This window comes from Paenibacillus sp. CECT 9249 (assembly GCF_918697855.1).
Classification (GTDB): Bacteria; Bacillota; Bacilli; order Paenibacillales; family Paenibacillaceae; genus MSJ-34.
Genome location: NZ_CAKKLI010000051.1, coordinates 1 through 15,449 on the forward strand (window position 1 = coordinate 1; position 15,449 = coordinate 15,449).

Genomic DNA, 15,449 nt, shown 5'->3' on the forward strand with positions numbered 1-15,449 from the left:
GAAATCGCTACGAAAGCAGGAAAAAAGCTTTCGGCTCTGATTCAACGTCAACTCCAGCAATGGATTGCAACTTTACCCAGCTACATCAAGGCCTGTTTGCCCATTTCATGCTGCGAAAGTTGAGTAAATAAGTTTTGAGGCAACAATGTTTCTCTAGACCCACACAAACTTCATCGGATAATATAGAATTCAAGCATGATGATAGAGTTTGATGGAAAAGGATTGATTATGTTGCAGCCAACGAAAGTAGCCGGTTTATCTATTGTGAGCAATACGTTTGTCGTTTTGCTGAAACTTATTGTGGGAATCATTACCGGATCGGTCGCCGTTGTTTCCGAAGCGATTCACTCCTCGCTCGATTTGATGGCGTCCGTGATCGCATTTTTCTCGGTTCGAATTTCTTCCCGGCCGCCCGATAAGGAGCATCCGTACGGTCACGGCAAATTCGAGAACATTTCAGGCACGATTGAAACATTGCTTATTTTTGTTGCGGGAATATGGATTATATACGAATCCGTTCACAAGCTCCTTCACCCCGAACCGATCCGGCTGCCGATGTTGGGCGTGTCCGTTATGCTGATCGGAGCGGCTGTGAATTTCGTAGTCGGACGATACGTGAAAAAAACGGGCGAAAAAATTCAGTCCGTTGCGATGCGTTCCAACGCGTTGCATCTGTTGACCGATGTTTATTCGTCGTTAGGGGTCGCTGTGAGCTTGCTGCTGGTCAGTTTGACCGGCTGGCATATTCTCGATCCCCTGATCGGTATCGCGATAGCGCTGTATATTATGAAGGAAGCCGTATCGCTCGGAAAGGAGTCGTTCCTGCCTTTATTGGACACCCGATTGTCCAAAGAAGAGGAGGGCCGCATCCGGCATATTATCGATTCTTACAGCAACGAGTTTATCGAGTATCACGATCTGAGAACGAGAAGGTCCGGGCCCGAAGAATATATCGATTTCCACTTGGTCGTTCCGTCCGATATTAATGTTGAAACGGCGCATCATCTATGCGACCGCATCGAGAAGGATATTCAAGAGGTGCTCCATCGGCCTAAAGTATTTATTCATATCGAACCGGAGCATGAAAGGAAATACACGAAACCCCTCAAGCAATCGCAGTAACGATTTATGAGTATTCGCCTGGTATGGGAAATAAATACATGAATCATGGTGAATAAATAATGTATTTGTACAAATCCTAACTTACAAATACCACCTAAACATACCAAGGAGGATATATATCATGAAAAAAGCATTGTTTTGTTTCGCGGCCGCTATGTTGCTGACGGTTAGCGTTGCTTTTTCGGCTAGCGCACAAACCGTTGCAACGACGGGTACGACGACGACAGGCGTCGGCACCACTACGACCAATTACGGCACGACCACAAACGGAGTAGGCGGTTACCGTACTTACGATTCCGGCTTCGATAACGCTGGAGTGACGAGAACGGGCAACAACGTAGGGCAAAGAATGACTAATTACAACGGCGTAACGACAGGAACGACCAATTACCGCGCCTATAATACGGGAACGAACGGCGGCAACTGGGGATGGCTGGGGCTGCTCGGTTTGATCGGTTTGGCCGGCATGATGGGCAGAAACAGAAATCCACAATCGTAAACTCATAAGCAAGAAAGATCGCTTCACCGGCCTTAAGAGGCTTGGGGGAGCGATCTTTTTTGTGCCGCAAAAAAAGCCCCGGCGACGGGACTTTGAGCTTACGGCCGTAAAATAATTCGGGCGCCCCTTTCGGAGCGCCCATCATGGGAGAGGAGAAACCGGACGAAGAACTTATGGGGAAACGTAAGTCTTCTCCGCGGTTGTCTACGACATTCGATGATGTCGATAATTTAAGTATTGCCCATCTTGTCGGAATTATACATTCGGGGAAATATTGTAATAATAACGACATGAAAAGGAAAAGATCAGCTTGCCGGCCGATTGCGCCAGTCTTGGCATCGGACGGCTCAAGTGGTACGATAACATAAGCGATCATAATGTTGGGAAATGCAGCAAAGCGGGGGAACTTCATTGAGAGTAATTTCAGGCAAGGCGAAAGGCCGTCCGTTAAAAGCGGTGCCCGGCATGGGCACGAGGCCGACGACGGATAAAGTGAAGGAAGCGATTTTTAGCATGATCGGTCCTTATTTTGAAGGAGGGGCCGCGCTCGATTTATTCGCGGGGACGGGAGGACTCGGGATCGAAGCTTTAAGCCGGGGGATGGAGCGCGCCGTCTTTATTGATAAAGATCCGAAAAGCGTCGAGGCGATCCGGCACAACTTGCGCGCCGCGAATTTGGCCGAGCAGGCGGAAGTATACCGCAATGACGCCGTACGGGCGCTTAAGGCGCTCGAGAAGCGCAATGCCGCATTCGATCTTATTTTCCTCGATCCTCCTTACCGTATGAAGGATATGGACGAATTAATGATATCGATGGCGCAAAAAAAATTGGTTCGCGAAGGAGCGACCGTTCTTGTCGAATTCGATGCGGAGCATCATTATCCCGAGACGTTCGACGCGTTCCGCTGCGTCAAGCTTTCAACTTACGGGGACACGAAGGTGGCCGTATATTGCTATCTCGCTTCCCAAGACTAGGCGCTTGCTTCCGAAGCGAGTTTTGTTCGCGCAAACCAAAGAAGTAACGCTCACAAAACAAAGCGTATGCTTCCGAAGCAAGTTTTGTTCGCGCAAACCAAAGAAGTAACGCTCACAAAACAAAGCGTATGCTTCCGAAGCAAGTTTTGTTCGCAGCAAATCAAAGAAGTAACGCTCACAAAACTCTAAGGGGGAGCCAACATGACCGAACAAACAAAACGGACGCCGAGAGTAGCCGTCTACCCGGGCAGCTTCGATCCGGTAACCCAAGGACATATGGATATTATTCAACGCGCGGCGAAGCATTTCGATAAACTGATCGTCGCTATACTTAACAATACGAGCAAAAACCCGCTTTTTACGGTGGAGGAGCGGAAACATCTGCTGATGGAGGTTACGGCGCATTTGCCTAACGTTGAAGTGGACAGCTTCCGCGATTTGCTGGTGAACTATATGCGAACAAAACAAGCGCATGTCATTGTGCGGGGAATCCGCTCGGTAACCGATTTTGAATATGAGCTTCAGATGGCGTCGACCAATCATAAATTAGATGGAGATATCGAAACGATATTTATGATGACCAACCCGAAATATTCTTACTTAAGCTCGAGCATCGTGAAGGAAGTCGCGCAATTTGGCGGCCCCGTCAACGATCTGGTTCCTCCGGTGGTGGAGCGGGCGCTGCGCGGGAAGTACGCCGGCAAGGAGCACTAGCGTTGCATCGTAAAAGGATGCGGATTCGAGTTTATGGAAGTTGTTATGCGCGATTGGGCCGCAACTGGCCGTGTCGAATACCAGTTCCTGCAAAACATGCATGTATTCCCCCAACCAAACAGGAAATGAGGGAAAAAGCCGGCGATTCGCGCTGTGTGCGCTAACGAAACGCAAACACGCTAATAGCCTGTAAATCACCTTGATGCTCGTGTAACGAAACTAAAACACGCTAATGAAGGGGAAAAGGCGGCAAAATCGCCGATTTTCAATGAATAGCGATATGTGCTTTCGTTAGAATGGGATTGCCTTCGAATAGCGAAGTATCCCCTTGGGACTCCGTCCCCAAACCACCCATGCTCCGTTTACGGTTTGCGGGGACGAAACGCGGCGATGGCGGCCGAAAGAACGATCATCAAGCTTAACAGCAAAATAAGCCATAGCAGCAGCGCGTAAGGCTGGACGGTCGTTAATGCGCGAAACAGCGATTCGACAAGCGGAGCGGACGCCTCCCGGGAAGCATCCCCATTCTGCGGCGCGTACAATGTGGCGAGCGCCCGAACGTTGCCTCCTACAAGACGTTGCAGCGGCTGCCATAACGCGAAGGTAAGGACGAACGCGACCGCGGCGTGCAGCAGCCGCGCGCCGAGAAAAGAAGCGTAGCTTAAATCCGTCGCGCGCGTAATGCTGCGAACTTGCAAGTGCGCGCTAATGCCGCTCCAAGCGAGAATGGCGCCGAGAAAGGCCATTTGCCACATTTGCGACGCGAACGGAGCGGTGCTGACGGCATGGGCGCCGAGATTGATTTCAAAAAAGCCGTTGATCCCATAACGGCTCATTTCCTGAGGCACGGCGAGACGTACGACTTGAATGACGACGGAAAATATCATCATATACCCGCCGACCATCAGCAAGGTTTGAACGGCGGAGCCGACCGCTTCTCCGAGCAGTTTGCCGAAGCTGCGCCCGTCTTGGCGGTGCGCGTCCCGCATCGCCGCGATCATGCGCCGGACGCGGGCGAACATCCCGCCTGTCACAGAGGCGTAACGAGCCGGGGCGGCTCGCTCCGGCGCCGGTTCAGGCGCCGGCGGGGCGAACCAGCGCAGCAGCAAACCGGTAATGACGATCGACGACCAATGAACGATCGCGATCATGAGACCGAGTTCCGCCTGATGCAGAAAGCCGACGCCGACAACGACAATCATAAAAACCGGATTGCTGACATGGGACAATGCGAGCAGCCTTTGCGCCTCCTGCCGGCTGAGCGCTTTCTGCTGCCTCAGCTTGACGGCGGCGACCGCGCCGGCGGGATAACCCGCGGTCCAGCCGAGCGACATCGCCCAGCCTCCGACACCGGGGATGCGAAACAATACCCGCAGCAGCGGGTCGATTAAAACGCCCAAGGCATGAACCCAGCCGAAGGCGATCAAAATTTCCGACAACACGAGAAATGGCAGCAAGGCGGGAAAAACAAGTTTCCACCAAATGGATAACCCTTGAAGCGAAGCTTGAAACGCTTGGTCGGGGTACAGGACGATACAAACGACAAGCAATACAGCGCTAAAACCCATAATGACCGTGACGATCGGACTGTCGTGCCGATTGATTGCGCCGAACATATTCTTCACCTCTTCGCATAGACATACGCAATAGTACATGTCTACGCGGACAGGCGTACGTTTAGACCTGCCGAAGAAGACGGGGTTCGAAAAGTCGAACGGCGGATTTTTTGCATAGCCTCTTAAGGAAGGAGCGACCGAAAGACCGATGGGGAAACAATATGCGAATAGAAGCGGCATGAAGCTGCTTCTCTATATTTTCGGCATCGTCGTAGCAGCTTATATTCTCGTCTTTATGCCGACGCCTTATGTTATCTACGAGCCGGGCAGCGCCGAGGAAATTCGGCCGATGGTATCCATCCCGTCCGCGGACACGACGGAGAACGGCGCATTTATGCTGACGACCGTATTGCGGAAAAACGCGAATATCGTCTCGATCGTGGCGTCGACCTTCGACGCGAACGCGCAAATTTCCAAAAATAATTTGGCCGGCCGCTCGGAAAAAGAATACGCGACAGAGCAATTGATCAACATGAGCGATTCGCAATCGAACGCGATGATGGCGGCCTATACGCATGCGAACGTGCCGTTTCAGGTCGTTACCGATAAGCTGGTCGTTATATACAACATCCCCGAGTTGGAAACGCATAACGATTTTCAGTCCGGGGACGAAATTTTGAGCGTAAACGGCGTGAAGATCGAAAAGTACGAAGATATGGCTTACGCGCTGCAAAACAACCGTGTCGGAGATACGATCCGGTCTACCGTACTGCGCAAAGGCAAAGAAACGGTCGTCTCAGCCCAGTTGATCGAAATCAAAGATCCCGAAGGGAAGTCGCGGGCGGCGCTTGGGCTTCGGCTCGGCATCGTGCAAAAAGTGAAAGCGGACGATCCGTCCAAGCAAATTACGTTTTCGGCCGGCGATATCGGGGGGCCTTCTGCGGGACTGATGTTTACATTGGAAATTTATAATCAATTGACTGCGGGAGATTTGAGCAAAGGCTACCGGATCGCCGGCACGGGAACGGTGACGCCGAGCGGATCGGTAGGCATTATCGGCGGGGTTCAGCATAAAATCGTCGCGGCGGACCGCCAGCGGGCCGATATCTTTTTCGTGCCGCAAGACAATTACGCCGAAGCGAAGCGGAAATGGGAGCAGATCAAATCGTCGATGCAACTCGTTCCCGTCAAAACGGTGGATGAGGCGCTGGACTATTTGACGCAGCTCCCGGACAAAGATTAGCGGCGGAGCGGAGGTTCGTAATAGTCGCGGAACAATGCGCGCGGCGAAGAGGCGGCGGTTGCGGCGGCGTACACGGAGGAGGCGCGCAAATCGAGCGCGAACAAAGGATCGGCTCCGGTCCTGTTCGCATATTGCGCCGCATTCGTCACGACCGGCACTTTCGCCGTCTTTTTCATGCGCTTTAACAGCTCTTGTCCTTGGCGGGAAAAGCCGAGGACGCGCAAATAGCCGGCGCCTTGCCGCAACTTGTCGGGCGTCAGAAGCCGTTTCGGATGCTGCAGCAAAATATGGGTCAAGGTGCGCTGCAGCTTCGTATGCGTATACCTTTTCGTTTTGAGCGCGGCCAGCAGCGCAGCGACGCTGACGGAAGGCAATAGGGGCAGCGCCTGCTTGATGCGGTGCTCCAAGCCTTCGTTCACCTCATGCAGCCCGGCCAATTCCGCGGCGGATCGCGCCAGCAAGCTGTGGAACAACGGGCCTGCGAACGCTTCCCAGCCGATGCCCCCGCGTCCGGCCGCGATTTCCCGCCGCAGTATGCGGTAGGCCTCTTCCGGCATGTACGGCCGTACCGGCTCCGGATCGCCGCCGGCCATTCGTTTGCGGATCGCGGTCGCGCTGGCAATATGCGCGTCGGTAAAGCGCTCTTCGCCGTATCCCGCCTTCACGCGGGCTACCGTATACGGTTCGATCGCGCTCCGAAGCCGTTCCAGCGCGATCAAATAATGAAGCCCTAGCGTATTGTTGGGCTGGGCGAGCAGCGCGGACAGATCGGCGGCGTCGACAACGCCGGAAGCGCTTGCGGCCGCATACGCGGCGACCGCCGCGGCGAAGGCGGTCGGGTAGCTGGCGCCGCGCTTCAGCTCGGCCCGGACGAGCTCGCGCAAGCCCGGCGGCTCGTCGCGGAGCAGCTTGGCGAGAGCGCGCAACTGCGTCAGCTCGCCGCACTCGCTGCCGAAGCATAGCGCGTCGACGACGCCGGTCGCATCGAGCGCGCGGACGGCGCCGTAGGCGAACCATTCCGCCGGCTGCACGGCATAGGCGACCGGCAGCTCGAGCACGAGATCGACGCCCATGGCGAGCGCCATCTCCGCGCGCGCCCATTTGTCGACGATCGCCGGTTCGCCGCGCTGCAGAAAGTGGCCGCTCATGATCGCGACTACGGCGCCCGCGCCGGTTTGTTCTTTCGATTGATGGAAATGATAAACATGTCCGTTATGCAGCGGATTGTATTCGACAATGATTCCGACCGTTCTCAACACCCACAAATCCTTTCGTTTCGGTTCATATCTTACTATATCACGGCGATAATAAGGTTGACAAAAGCGCAACTGAATCGCTATAATAATCTTTGTTTGTTTGGAGTGATGATATGCATTTTCATTTTCGCGAAATCGGCAAAGGAAAGACCGCCGAATTTCATCAAACGATCGATGTCAATCACATTATCGAAGGCCGGAACGACATTACGTCGATCAGCCCGCTGCGGGTCGACCTGCAGGCGAGCCCCGCGCCGGAGTCTGTGGTCGACGTTCGCGGGGAATTGCACGTTCGGATGGATCTGAACTGTTCCCGCTGTTTGGCTCCGCTCACCGAAACATACGTCATTCCGTTCCACGAACAGTTTAAACAAATGGAGAATCCAGCCGAGGCCGACGAAGACGAAGAATTGATCTTCGTATCCGAAGATCAGGTCGATATCAAGCCGTATGTGGAAGAAACATTGTACATGAATCTTCCTTACGTTCCGTTGTGCGGCGAGGATTGCAAAGGTTTATGCCCGACTTGCGGGCAAAATTTGAACGAACAAGCCTGTAGCTGTTCAAACGAGCGAATCGACCCGCGGCTTGCGGGACTGAAAGATTTTTTCAAATCTCAAAAGTGACGATTGCGAAAACATCCGGAATTATAGTAAGGAGGTGGGAACATGGCAGTACCTCAAAGAAGAACGTCCAAAACGCGTCGCGACAAACGTCGCACTCACTTTAAATTGGCGGTGCCTGGAATGGTAAAATGCGAGCAATGCGGCGAATTGAAGCTTGCTCACCACGTCTGCAAAGTTTGCGGAACATACAAATCTAGAGAAATCATTAGCCAATAATGCGCTTAAGTAGTACTTCATCTATGGTGGAGTGCTATTTTTTTGCCGTAATGAAGGCGTTGGGGCGCGGGATGGCTGCGGCAATGATGCGAATATTGTAAGGAATACAACATACTCAGGGGCGCAAAGCCGGAATTGGCCGCATAGGATCCATTGCAAGCGTTGAAGAGCGGGCGCTCACTTCGATGAACTCTCGTTGGGAGTTTTTTTGTTTGTTTTTTGAGCGATTATTTAATATACTTAGCACTAGTACCAGGTTCTAGATACCGGTGAACAAGGAACGGGTCAATAACGGCCGGTCGCGCCGATGGATAGAGATGGACGAAGCGGTTAAAACGAACGACTTGAAATACATATTGCGATTCAAGATTTTGAATACGGCTGGAAAGGTGGTGCGGGACATCGAACGTTTACCCAAAAGACAACGGCAGCAATTATTAGTCAAAATCATAGAAGACAATCCGTTCGTAACCGACCAGGAGCTCACCCGGCAGTTGAAAGTAAGCATTCAGACGGTACGGCTCGACCGGATGGAACTGGGCATACCGGAGCTGAGGGAACGGCTGAAATTGATGGCCGAGCGCTCGTACGATTCCGTACGCTCGCTGCCGCTGCACGAAATCATCGGAGATATTATCGATCTGCAGCTTGACCGCAGCGGCATTTCCATCTTTGAAATAAGGGAGGAGCATGTATTCTCCCGTACGCATATCGCGCGCGGCCATCATGTATTCGCGCAGGCGAATTCGCTCGCCGTCGCCGTCATTAACGAGGAAATCGCCTTGACCGCTTCCGCGGATATCCGGTTTATACGTCCGGTTCATCTCGGCGAAAAATGCATCGCCAAGGCGTATGTGCGCTCCATATCCGGTCAAAGAGGGAAAGCGAAAGTCGAAGTATTTACGTATGTGGGGGAAGAGATGGTTTTTCAAGGAAATTTTGTTATCTATCGTTCCGGCAACGAAGCGGGCAGCGAAGGAGTGAACCAGGAATGAGGATTGCCATTGACGCGATGGGCGGCGATCACGCGCCGGTCAGCAATGTGGAAGGCGCGATCGCGGCCGCGCAGTTATGGACAGACACGGAGATCATTCTGGTCGGGGACGAAGCCGAGTTGGAACGGCTCTTGGCGGAAAGAACGAAACCCGCGAACGTTCGGGTGCATCACAGCTCGGAAGTCATCCTCGCCGACGACGAGCCGGTTAAGGCGGTGCGGCGCAAGAAGGACGCTTCCATGGTCGTTGCCGGCCGGCTTGTCAAGGAGAAACAGGCGGAGGCGATGATATCGGCCGGCAATACCGGCGCGCTCATGGCAACGGGATTGCTCGTGGTCGGCCGGATGAAAGGAATCGAGCGCCCCGCGCTCGCGCCGATCATTCCGACGATGAACGATCAAGGCGTGCTGGCGCTCGATCTGGGCGCGAATATGGATGCGAAGCCGGAGCATTTGCTGCAATACGCCATCATGGGGAGCATTTACCGGGAAAAAGTATATGGCGTGAAAAACCCGCGCGTCGGCTTGCTCAACGTAGGAACGGAAGCGATGAAAGGCAACGAACTGACGAAAGAAACGTATCCTTTACTGGAACAGGCGCCGATCCGCTTTATCGGCAACGTCGAATCCCGCGACGTATTGAACGGGAACTGCGACGTGCTCGTATGCGACGGATTCGTCGGCAATATTTTACTGAAATCGCTCGAGGGGACGGCGGGGGCGCTATTTTCCGTATTGAAACAGGAATTTACCCGTTCCTGGCTGACAAAGCTGGCCGCCTCGATTTTAATGCCGGGCTTGAAACGGCTCCGCAGCAAAATGGATTATAAGGAACACGGCGGCGCACCGCTTCTAGGTCTTGATGGGATCGTCATTAAAGCGCACGGCTCTTCCGACGCCACCGCCGTTCAAAATGCGGTTCGCCAGGCGAGAGCCGCCATACGGAACAATTTCATCGAAACGATCTCATCGGAAATTAGCGGGAAGTGAGTTGTTGAACATTATGACATTACGTTCGGTTGGAATATTGGGAACAGGAAAATATGTGCCGGATCGCGTGCTGACGAATGCGGATTTGGAAAAGATGGTGGACACGAACGACGAATGGATCGTGTCCCGCACCGGCATGAAGGAACGCCGGATCGCCGCGCCGGATCAGGCAACCTCGGATTTGGCTTTTCATGCGGCGCAAGCGGCGCTGCGCTCGGCGGGCATTACGGCCGAACAGCTTGATCTGATTATCGTGGCGACGATTACGCCCGATATGGCTTTTCCTTCGACCGCTTGCATTTTGCAGGATCGTTTGGGGGCGAAGAAAGCGGCCGCCTTCGATTTGTCGGCGGCGTGCTCCGGCTTCATATACGGTCTGGCGACGGCGAACAATTTTATCGCCACAGGCATGTATGAATATGTGCTCGTTATCGGCGCGGACTGCTTGTCCCGCATAACGGACTATACGGATCGCAATACATGCGTATTATTCGGCGACGGCGCGGGCGCTGCCGTGCTTGGCGCGGTGCCGGAAGGCCGCGGTTTCCGGTCGTTCGAACTCGGCGCGGACGGCTCCGGCGGGGAATTGCTCAATTTGAAGGGCGGCGGCTCGCGGATGCCTGCTTCGATCGAATCGGTGGAAGGACGGAATCATTATATTTATATGGCAGGCAGCGAAGTGTTCAAATTTGCCGTGCGCATTATGGGGAATGCGGCGGAAGAAGCGTTGAAGAAAGCGGGAATGACGAAAGAAGATATCAATCTGCTTATTCCGCATCAAGCGAACAATCGCATTATTCAAGCGTCCTTGTCCCGGCTTAATCTTCCGGAAGAGAAATGCATGATTAATTTGCCGAAATACGCCAATACGTCGGCGGCATCCATTCCGCTGGCGCTCGCGGAAGCGGCGGAGGAAGGCCGGATGCGGGAAGGAGATTGCGTTGTGCTTGTCGGCTTCGGCGGAGGCTTGACCTGGGGCGCTTCGGTAATAATTTGGTAGGTACTATACACGGCATTAGTATAATAGACAGTAATGAAAGGGGAGTTCACAATGGGGAAAATCGCCTTTGTATTTCCCGGACAAGGGGCTCAGGCGGTTGGCATGGGCAAGGACGTCTATGCCGCCGTCCCGGCTTCCCGCCGCATATTCGACCTTGCGGACGAAACGCTCGGTTTCCCGCTTACGGAAATCGCCTTCGGCGGACCTGACGAACAATTAAAACAAACGGTCAATACCCAGCCGGCGTTATTGACGACGAGCGTGGCATTCTATGAAGCGTTCAAGGAAAAGGGCGTGCGCCCCGATTTCGTTGCGGGGCACAGCTTGGGCGAATACAGCGCCCTGGTCGCAGCCGGAGCGATTTCGTTCGAACAAGCGGTTGCGACCGTGCGCGCCCGCGGCCAATTTATGGAGGAGGCGGTGCCGGGCGGACAAGGCGCGATGGCGGCCGCACTCGGCGCGGAGCGGGAAGCGCTCCGATCGCTATGCGAAGCGATATCGGCGGAGACGGGCCTCGTCGAGCTTGCAAACGTCAACTGCCCGGGACAAATCGTCGTATCGGGCAGCAAAGAAGGCGTGGAAGCGGTCGTTCAGCGCGGCAAAGAAGCGGGGGCGAAGCGCGTCATTCCGCTGGAGGTGAGCGGACCGTTCCATTCTTCGCTCATGAAGCCCGCTGCCGAGCGGCTTGCGCAAACGCTGCAGAACGTTGCGTTGCAGAACGCGGCGATTCCTGTCGTCGCGAACGTTACCGCCCGGCCGGTTGCCGAAGCGGAACAAATCCGCGAATTGCTTGTCCGGCAAGTATATTCCCCTGTCCTTTGGGAAGACAGTATACAGTGGTTGCTTGAACAAGGGACGGATACGTTTGTCGAAATCGGATCGGGCACGGTGCTTGCCGGTCTGATCAAAAAAATCGACAAATCGGCGCGCATCGTATCGATCAACAGCCTGGATGCGCTGCAAGCTTTCGCATGATCGTTTCAGCATGATAGAATGAGAAGACATTTTGGCAGGGAGGGAATTCGATGTCGAACTTATCCGGCGCGCTGCATGGCAAGTCGGCGCTCGTTACCGGCGCTTCGCGCGGAATCGGGCGGGAAATCGCATTCACGCTCGCTGAAGCGGGGGCGGACGTCGCCGTGAATTACAGCGGCAGCGAGGCGGCCGCAGCGGCCGTCGTCGAGCAAATTGAGGCGATGGGCCGCAAGGCGTTCGCAGTGAAGGCGAACGTCGGCAAAAGCGCCGAAGCCGAGGCGATGGTCAAACAAGTGCTTGACCAATTCGGGAAATTGGATATATTAGTGAATAATGCAGGCATTACAAGAGATAATTTAATTATGCGTATGAAGGAAGAAGAGTTCGATCAAGTGATCGAAACGAATTTGAAGGGCGTATTCAATTGCGTGAAAGCAGTAACCCGCCCGATGATGAAGCAACGTTCCGGCCGAATCGTCAACATCTCGTCGGTCGTCGGCGTACTGGGAAATCCCGGGCAAGCGAACTACGTCGCGGCGAAAGCGGGCGTCATCGGACTGACGAAGGCGTCCGCGCGCGAGCTCGCTTCGCGCGGAATTACCGTCAATTGCGTCGCTCCGGGCTTTATCGAAACCGATATGACCGATCAACTGCCGGAAGAAATACGGAGCGGACTTTTATCGCAAATTCCGTTGTCGCGTCTCGGCCAGCCGAAAGATATCGCCAAAGCCGTCCTTTTTCTCGTATCCGACGACGCCGCGTATATGACGGGACAGACGATTCACGTTGACGGCGGCATGTATATGTAATTCGAATCGGCGAACTCGTTGAACATATTTTTGCAGCCGGATTGTATGGTAATTTAATTCGAATTCTCGTATAATACCAAAGAGGAGGTGAACCGGATGTCCGATGTATTGGAACGCGTAAAGCGCATTGTTGTCGATCGTTTAGGCGTTGACGAGGCTGAAGTTACACTGGAAGCATCTTTCAAAGATGATCTTGGCGCTGATTCTCTCGATGTCGTTGAATTGGTGATGGAATTGGAAGATGAGTTTGATATGGAAATCTCTGATGAAGATGCGGAGAAAATCACAACTGTAGGTGAAGTTGTAAATTACATACAATCTCATACCTAATTTTCCGAAAGCAGGCATTGCTTTGGAAACAGGCATACAGTTAGTAAAAGTCCCGTTGCAAAAAACGGGACTTCTCCTTTCATCATTCGTTCCATTCGGGATTCATGAATGCAATCATTATTCTTGCGAATTGCAATCTATATAGAGGTGATTTTGTTTGAGGCAAAGAGTTGTTGTGACCGGAATGGGAATAATGACATCGCTCGGCGCAGACTTGGACACGCTATGGAATAATCTGATGGCGGGAAAATCGGGGGTTTCCTCGATCGATTCGTTCGATGTCGGCGAATATCCGACGCAAATTGCGGCATCCATTAAAGATTTCAATCCGGATGAATATATCGATAAGAAAGAAGCGCGTCGCATGGACCGCTTCGTGCAATTTGCCGTAGCGGCAAGCAAGAAGGCGTTGGAAGACGCCAAATTGAATATTGCGGAGGATGCGGACCCGGAACGCGTCGGCGTCATGATCGGTTCGGGGATCGGGGGTCTCGGAACATGGGAAGACCAGCATAATGTTTTGCTGCAAAAAGGCCCGAAACGGGTTAGCCCGTTTTTTATTCCGATGATGATCGCCAATATGGCGTCCGGACAAGTGTCGATGCTATTCGGCGCCAAAGGCCCGAACAGTACCGCCGTTACCGCCTGCGCGACCGGGACGCATTCGATCGGCGATTCGTACAAGCTGATTCAACGCGGCGACGCGGACATTATGATATGCGGCGGCGCGGAAGCGACGATTCGGCCGACGGGAATGGCCGGCTTTTGCGCGATGCGCGCCATGTCTACGCGCAATGACGAGCCGGAGAAGGCGAGCCGCCCGTTCGACATCGACCGCGACGGCTTCGTGATGGGAGAGGGCGCGGGCATTCTTGTGCTCGAATCGCTGGAGCACGCGCTCAAGCGCGGAGCGGCGATATACGGCGAAGTGATCGGCTACGGCATGAGCGGCGACGCGCATCATATGACCGATCCGGATCCGGACGGCGCGGCGCGCTGCATGAGCAAGGCGATGAAGGACGCGGGCATCGATCCGTCGGAAGTCGATTATATTAACGCGCACGGCACAAGCACGCCGATCGGCGATAAGTCCGAGACGCAAGCGATCAAGATCGCGCTCGGCGACCATGCTTATCATGTAGCCGTCAGTTCGACCAAATCGATGACAGGCCATTTGCTCGGCGCGGCCGGCGGCGTGGAAGCCGTCATATGCGGTTTGGCGATCAAGCACGGAATGATTCCGCCGACGATCAACATCGACAATCAAGATCCGGAGTGCGACTTGGATTACGTGCCGAACGTGCCTCGTCAAGCGGACTTGAAGGTGGTTATGTCGAATTCGTTCGGTTTTGGCGGCCATAATGCAACGATTGTATTGAAGAAATACGAAGCATAAGGGGACAGTTTTTTTGAGCGCGGATTTGAAGCGGTTACAGCAGAAATTGAATATTTCATTTAAAAACCGCCAACTGCTGAAGCAAGCGTTCACGCATGCTTCCTATGTCAACGAGCACCGGTTCAGCGGCGGTCAGGACAACGAACGCCTTGAATTTCTCGGCGACGCGGTTTTGGAGCTGGCGGTGTCCGAATTTTTGTTCGGCCTTTATCCGAATCGTCCGGAAGGGGAACTGACGAAGCTTCGTGCGGCGATCGTATGCGAGCCTTCGCTCGTCAAATTTGCGGAAGCGCTGGAATTCGGGCAGTACGTTCTGCTCGGCAAGGGGGAGGAATTGACGGGCGGGCGAAGCCGGCCGGCCCTGCTCGCCGATGTGTTCGAATCTTTCATCGGAGCGCTTTATTTGGACCAAGGGTTCGATGTCGTCCGTACATTTCTTAGAGCGCATGTGTTCGAGCAAATTACGCAAGACGGCAAACTGCAAATTAACGATTATAAAACAAGACTGCAGGAGCTGGCCCAACATCAGGGCTTGGGCGGATTGGAATACCGGATCGTCGAAGAACGGGGTCCCGCGCATGAGCGCGAATTCGTCTCCGAAGTATATATGGGGGAAGATTGCTTGGGACGCGGCAGCGGAAGGTCGAAGAAAGAAGCGGAACAGCAGGCGGCCGCCCGCGCGCTTCACCGATTGGGCGCCGGTTCGGAACCGAAATCGAAATAAGGCAATAGACATAACCGGAAGCGG

17 protein-coding genes are annotated in these 15,449 nt (G+C 53.9%); 15 read left to right on the top strand and 2 right to left on the bottom strand.

From position 1 onward, the window contains the following. Window positions 1–198: 198 nt before the first annotated feature. The 4 genes from LQ229_RS22990 to coaD all read left to right on the top strand — a co-directional run bounded on the left by LQ229_RS22990 (window position 199) and on the right by coaD (window position 3,310). Window positions 199–1,122 carry a cation diffusion facilitator family transporter gene (locus tag LQ229_RS22990; protein WP_230193001.1) on the top strand — a complete coding sequence of 308 codons (924 nt, stop codon included), beginning with the start codon at window positions 199–201 and terminating at the stop codon, window positions 1,120–1,122. A 121-nt stretch (window positions 1,123–1,243) separates the two neighbouring features. Further along, the gene (locus tag LQ229_RS22995) at window positions 1,244–1,621 is read left to right on the top strand and encodes a WGxxGxxG family protein (RefSeq protein WP_216539987.1); all 378 of its coding nucleotides are present in this window, start codon (window positions 1,244–1,246) and stop codon (window positions 1,619–1,621) included. 411 nt (window positions 1,622–2,032) lie between these two features. Continuing rightward, the gene (gene rsmD, locus LQ229_RS23000; RefSeq protein ID WP_216539986.1) at window positions 2,033–2,596 is read left to right on the top strand and encodes a 16S rRNA (guanine(966)-N(2))-methyltransferase RsmD; all 564 of its coding nucleotides are present in this window, start codon (window positions 2,033–2,035) and stop codon (window positions 2,594–2,596) included. A 201-nt stretch (window positions 2,597–2,797) separates the two neighbouring features. Further along, the gene (gene coaD, locus LQ229_RS23005; RefSeq protein WP_216539984.1) at window positions 2,798–3,310 is read left to right on the top strand and encodes a pantetheine-phosphate adenylyltransferase; all 513 of its coding nucleotides are present in this window, start codon (window positions 2,798–2,800) and stop codon (window positions 3,308–3,310) included. 362 nt (window positions 3,311–3,672) lie between these two features. On the opposite strand, the gene LQ229_RS23010 is transcribed toward coaD, so the two are convergent. Further along, window positions 3,673–4,926, bottom strand: coding sequence for a nucleoside recognition domain-containing protein (locus tag LQ229_RS23010; RefSeq protein WP_230193002.1), 1,254 nt, complete (start codon window positions 4,924–4,926; stop codon window positions 3,673–3,675). A 148-nt stretch (window positions 4,927–5,074) separates the two neighbouring features. Between LQ229_RS23010 and LQ229_RS23015 the strand changes: the two genes are divergently transcribed. Further along, window positions 5,075–6,109, top strand: a complete 1,035-nt coding sequence (locus tag LQ229_RS23015) for a PDZ domain-containing protein (RefSeq protein ID WP_230193003.1) — start codon at window positions 5,075–5,077, stop codon at window positions 6,107–6,109. Here LQ229_RS23015 and LQ229_RS23020 read toward each other — a convergent pair. After that, entirely contained in the window at window positions 6,106–7,365 is a 1,260-nt protein-coding gene (locus LQ229_RS23020; protein ID WP_216539981.1) for a nucleotidyltransferase, read from the bottom strand. The genes LQ229_RS23015 and LQ229_RS23020 overlap by 4 nt on opposite strands. Before the next feature lie 113 nt (window positions 7,366–7,478). Between LQ229_RS23020 and LQ229_RS23025 the strand changes: the two genes are divergently transcribed. The 10 genes from LQ229_RS23025 to rnc all read left to right on the top strand — a co-directional run bounded on the left by LQ229_RS23025 (window position 7,479) and on the right by rnc (window position 15,425). Continuing rightward, a complete protein-coding gene (locus tag LQ229_RS23025) occupies window positions 7,479–7,991 on the top strand; it encodes a DUF177 domain-containing protein (protein WP_216539980.1) in 513 nt (170 codons plus the stop codon). Between the two features lie 42 nt (window positions 7,992–8,033). Further along, entirely contained in the window at window positions 8,034–8,207 is a 174-nt protein-coding gene (rpmF, locus tag LQ229_RS23030; RefSeq protein ID WP_036645943.1) for a 50S ribosomal protein L32, read from the top strand. 389 nt (window positions 8,208–8,596) lie between these two features. Continuing rightward, window positions 8,597–9,202 (top strand): transcription factor FapR, encoded by a 606-nt coding sequence (fapR, locus tag LQ229_RS23035; RefSeq protein WP_230193018.1) that lies wholly within the window; start codon window positions 8,597–8,599, stop codon window positions 9,200–9,202. Next, window positions 9,199–10,191, top strand: coding sequence for a phosphate acyltransferase PlsX (plsX, locus tag LQ229_RS23040; protein ID WP_230193004.1), 993 nt, complete (start codon window positions 9,199–9,201; stop codon window positions 10,189–10,191). Before fapR ends, plsX begins: the two co-directional genes overlap by 4 nt. Window positions 10,192–10,204: 13 nt before the next feature. Continuing rightward, complete coding sequence (locus tag LQ229_RS23045; RefSeq protein ID WP_230193019.1) at window positions 10,205–11,191, top strand: beta-ketoacyl-ACP synthase III; 987 nt, start codon at window positions 10,205–10,207, stop codon at window positions 11,189–11,191. A gap of 51 nt (window positions 11,192–11,242) precedes the next feature. Further along, a complete protein-coding gene (fabD, locus tag LQ229_RS23050; RefSeq protein ID WP_230193005.1) occupies window positions 11,243–12,166 on the top strand; it encodes an ACP S-malonyltransferase in 924 nt (307 codons plus the stop codon). A 50-nt stretch (window positions 12,167–12,216) separates the two neighbouring features. Next, complete coding sequence (gene fabG, locus LQ229_RS23055; protein ID WP_230193006.1) at window positions 12,217–12,975, top strand: 3-oxoacyl-[acyl-carrier-protein] reductase; 759 nt, start codon at window positions 12,217–12,219, stop codon at window positions 12,973–12,975. Window positions 12,976–13,071: 96 nt separating this feature from the next. Beyond that, the gene (gene acpP / locus LQ229_RS23060; RefSeq protein WP_216539976.1) at window positions 13,072–13,305 is read left to right on the top strand and encodes an acyl carrier protein; all 234 of its coding nucleotides are present in this window, start codon (window positions 13,072–13,074) and stop codon (window positions 13,303–13,305) included. Window positions 13,306–13,462: 157 nt separating this feature from the next. Next, window positions 13,463–14,701 (top strand): beta-ketoacyl-ACP synthase II, encoded by a 1,239-nt coding sequence (gene fabF / locus LQ229_RS23065; protein WP_230193007.1) that lies wholly within the window; start codon window positions 13,463–13,465, stop codon window positions 14,699–14,701. 13 nt (window positions 14,702–14,714) lie between these two features. Beyond that, complete coding sequence (gene rnc / locus LQ229_RS23070; RefSeq protein ID WP_230193008.1) at window positions 14,715–15,425, top strand: ribonuclease III; 711 nt, start codon at window positions 14,715–14,717, stop codon at window positions 15,423–15,425. Window positions 15,426–15,449 lie beyond the last annotated feature (24 nt).

Bases quoted from the DNA above. Each gene is read 5' to 3' on its own strand.
- plsX (WP_230193004.1), top strand. From the start codon at position 9,199: ATGAGGATTGCCATTGACGCGATGGGCGGCGATCACGCGCCGGTCAGC.
- fabG (WP_230193006.1), top strand. From the start codon at position 12,217: ATGTCGAACTTATCCGGCGCGCTGCATGGCAAGTCGGCGCTCGTTACC.
- fabD (WP_230193005.1), top strand. From the start codon at position 11,243: ATGGGGAAAATCGCCTTTGTATTTCCCGGACAAGGGGCTCAGGCGGTT.
- LQ229_RS23025 (WP_216539980.1), top strand. From the start codon at position 7,479: ATGCATTTTCATTTTCGCGAAATCGGCAAAGGAAAGACCGCCGAATTT.
- acpP (WP_216539976.1), top strand. From the start codon at position 13,072: ATGTCCGATGTATTGGAACGCGTAAAGCGCATTGTTGTCGATCGTTTA.
- rpmF (WP_036645943.1), top strand. From the start codon at position 8,034: ATGGCAGTACCTCAAAGAAGAACGTCCAAAACGCGTCGCGACAAACGT.
- LQ229_RS23015 (WP_230193003.1), top strand. From the start codon at position 5,075: ATGGGGAAACAATATGCGAATAGAAGCGGCATGAAGCTGCTTCTCTAT.
- LQ229_RS22995 (WP_216539987.1), top strand. From the start codon at position 1,244: ATGAAAAAAGCATTGTTTTGTTTCGCGGCCGCTATGTTGCTGACGGTT.
- LQ229_RS23010 (WP_230193002.1), bottom strand. From the start codon at position 4,926: ATGTTCGGCGCAATCAATCGGCACGACAGTCCGATCGTCACGGTCATT.
- LQ229_RS22990 (WP_230193001.1), top strand. From the start codon at position 199: ATGATAGAGTTTGATGGAAAAGGATTGATTATGTTGCAGCCAACGAAA.
- coaD (WP_216539984.1), top strand. From the start codon at position 2,798: ATGACCGAACAAACAAAACGGACGCCGAGAGTAGCCGTCTACCCGGGC.
- LQ229_RS23045 (WP_230193019.1), top strand. From the start codon at position 10,205: ATGACATTACGTTCGGTTGGAATATTGGGAACAGGAAAATATGTGCCG.